This window comes from Corallococcus sp. CA054B, assembly GCF_003611625.1.
Taxonomy (GTDB): domain Bacteria; phylum Myxococcota; class Myxococcia; order Myxococcales; family Myxococcaceae; genus Corallococcus; species Corallococcus coralloides.
The window spans coordinates 1-2,262 of sequence record NZ_RAVY01000376.1 but is presented as its reverse complement, the minus strand read 5'-3'; the positions used below and the strand labels follow the sequence as shown (position 1 = coordinate 2,262).

General features: G+C 69.0%; 3 protein-coding genes and 1 pseudogene. 2 read left to right on the top strand and 2 right to left on the bottom strand.

The genetic code is table 11. The annotated features are described in order from the left end of the window. Positions 1 to 143 precede the first annotated feature (143 nt). Positions 144 to 629, top strand: a complete 486-nt coding sequence (locus D7V80_RS40770) for a hypothetical protein (protein ID WP_233586095.1) — start codon at positions 144 to 146, stop codon at positions 627 to 629. A gap of 181 nt (positions 630 to 810) precedes the next feature. Beyond that, entirely contained in the window at positions 811 to 1,107 is a 297-nt protein-coding gene (locus D7V80_RS40765; RefSeq protein WP_014393155.1) for a hypothetical protein, read from the top strand. A gap of 97 nt (positions 1,108 to 1,204) precedes the next feature. Here D7V80_RS40765 and D7V80_RS43345 read toward each other — a convergent pair whose 3' ends face one another. Together D7V80_RS43345 and D7V80_RS43340 are read right to left on the bottom strand one after the other, a co-directional pair. Continuing rightward, entirely contained in the window at positions 1,205 to 1,807 is a 603-nt protein-coding gene (locus D7V80_RS43345) for a transglycosylase SLT domain-containing protein (RefSeq protein WP_120593125.1), read from the bottom strand. 99 nt (positions 1,808 to 1,906) lie between these two features. Beyond that, positions 1,907 to 2,262, bottom strand: a pseudogene (locus D7V80_RS43340) (polyhydroxyalkanoate biosynthesis repressor PhaR); the annotation flags it as partial.

Genomic DNA, 2,262 nt, shown 5'->3' with positions numbered 1-2,262 from the left:
CCCCACCCCCGCCCGGCTGCCGGGGGAATCCCCTGGAAATGCCAGGGGTTACTGAACACGTGTCCAGACCTCCGAATGGAGCGGGACCTGGCGACCCTGCGCGTGAACCCGGCATGTCAGACCCCTCCCGTAGAAATGATCGCGTGAGCCACTCGACCCCGCCATCGTCTCCGTCGCGAGTCCTGGAGCAGCGCAACCTCCTGGGAGGCCTGGACCTCCTGCCCGTGATGGGCCGGGGCAACCGCAAGCGTGCGCGTCAGTTCCACGTGCCCTCGGAGCGCAAGCTGGGGTTCGCCGCCGCGCTGGCGCTGGTGGTGGAGCACGGGAAGGAGAAGGCCCGGGAGACGGGCACCACGTCCATGACGCGCTGCCCGCGCTGCGGCCACGTGGGGCCCACGGAGCAGGACTTCGGCTTCCGCATCATGAGCCAGGGCCAGCGCCGTCCGCAGTCCTGGTGCCGGGGCTGCCGCGGCCAGCACCTGGAGCCGGTGAACGCCTCCCAGCCCCGTCCCGAGGACGGCTGGCTGTTCCCGCCGGAGGCCACGGAGAAGAAGAAGGCCAAGGCGGCCAAGCCCAGCAAGCCCAAGGCGAAGAAGCGCGCCCGCCGCGACAACGAAGACCTCACCTGAAGTCGCACCGCGGTCCGGGCGGGATTCCCGCCAGTGGGTGAGCGCCGCTCGTGCGCCCCCTGTCATCTCGCACCGGCGGGCGCCCGCGTCCCGCATGCTCACGGGGCGGCCCCTGTCCCGCCCGTCGCCAGGGATGGCAACACCCCGCATGGGTCCCTACCTCAGCTCAAAGGAGGACTTCATGTCCGTGCGGACCCGAGTGGCAGGCATCAAGAACAAGCGACGGGTGGATCCCCATGCGGCCCAGGCGAGTGTGCAGGCCAGCAATGGGCGCAAGACACTGGCCCATGACGACGCGGCGGCGCTGTTGCGGCAGAAGGAGCTCAAGCGCGTGACGCTGGGCCCCGCCGCTGGCGACCACGGCCCCAAGCGCAACAACCGGGGCACGGGGCTGAGGGGGCGCAAGAAGGCGCCCAGCCAGATCCACATCAAACGCGCGGGTGGTCCGCGGGAGCGCTCCCGGCTGCACGGGGGCTGACGGCACGCTTTCGGAAATGACGACGCCCCGCGTGGGAGACGGCAGGGACCGTCTTCCACCGCGGGGCGCGGTGCGTCTGGGGGCTGTTGCGCGCCGGTCAGTAACCGACGTAGCCGCTGCCGCTGTTCAGGCCCTTGATGCCGGGGACGTTGGACACGGAGCCGTAGCGCTCGATGGAGTAGCGGACGCCGGCGATGATGTTGTCCACCGGGTTGCGGATGTTGTCGTGGCCGGGGAGCTTGTACGCGTCGAACGTCGGCTGGATGGTCTGCATCAGGCCGATGGACGGCGTGCCCTTCTGGGCGTTGGAGTCCCAGTTGTTGATGGCGTTCGGGTTCCCGCTGGACTCGTGCTGGATGATCTTCGCGATGTCCTGGGGGTTCATCTTCTCCACCGGGACGCCGTTGGCCTTGAGGATATCCATGGCCTGCTTGATCCAGTCGCCCACCTGGCCCGGGGGCACGTCACCCACGGCCTGCGCACCCTGCGTCTGCTGCGCGCCGCCCGTCAGGTCCGGCCCCTTGGAGACACCCTGCGCCTGGAAGTCATCCTTGCTGCCCGGGATGTTGAGCGTCGCATCCGCGTAGATGAGGTCCTTGTTCGTGATGTTCGGGTTCGCCTTCACCAGCGAATCCACATCCGTGTTGAAGCGCTTGGCCAGCGCGCTCAGCGTGTCGCCCGACTTGATCTTGTAGTCCATGGGGGAGAAGGACCTTTGTGACTGCCGAAAACGTCTATGCCTGATTCTCGGAGATTGATTCGCGGAGTTTCGCCTACATTTGCGGTTCTGTAGGCGCCCTCACGCAGAGTCACGAGACCGTCGCCAGAAAAGCCCCAGCAGGACGGCGAGTGTAGCGCCCAGGTCACCGGGGCCGCTGCCGCACCCGCATTTGACGTCGGGCCGGTCCATGTCGGGTGTCAGCGGATCGACGGTGGCCTCGCAGGGGGTGAAGCAGCGGCAGGCGTCGTCCCCGTCCACCTCCAGCCGGGCGCACACGCCCTGCTCGCCGCAGGCGGCGTCCTGCGTACAGGCCGCGCCGTAGGTCCCGGCCTGGAGCGCGGGCAGGAGGCACCGGGCCGGGTCATCCCCGGCGCTGACGCATCGCAGCCCCGAGGGACAGTCCGCGTCGCTCGCGCAGGACGCCCTCTGTGAGG

Coding starts and splice junctions, on each gene's coding strand:
- D7V80_RS43345 (WP_120593125.1), bottom strand. CDS start 1,807: ATGGACTACAAGATCAAGTCGGGCGACACGCTGAGCGCGCTGGCCAAG.
- D7V80_RS40765 (WP_014393155.1), top strand. CDS start 811: ATGTCCGTGCGGACCCGAGTGGCAGGCATCAAGAACAAGCGACGGGTG.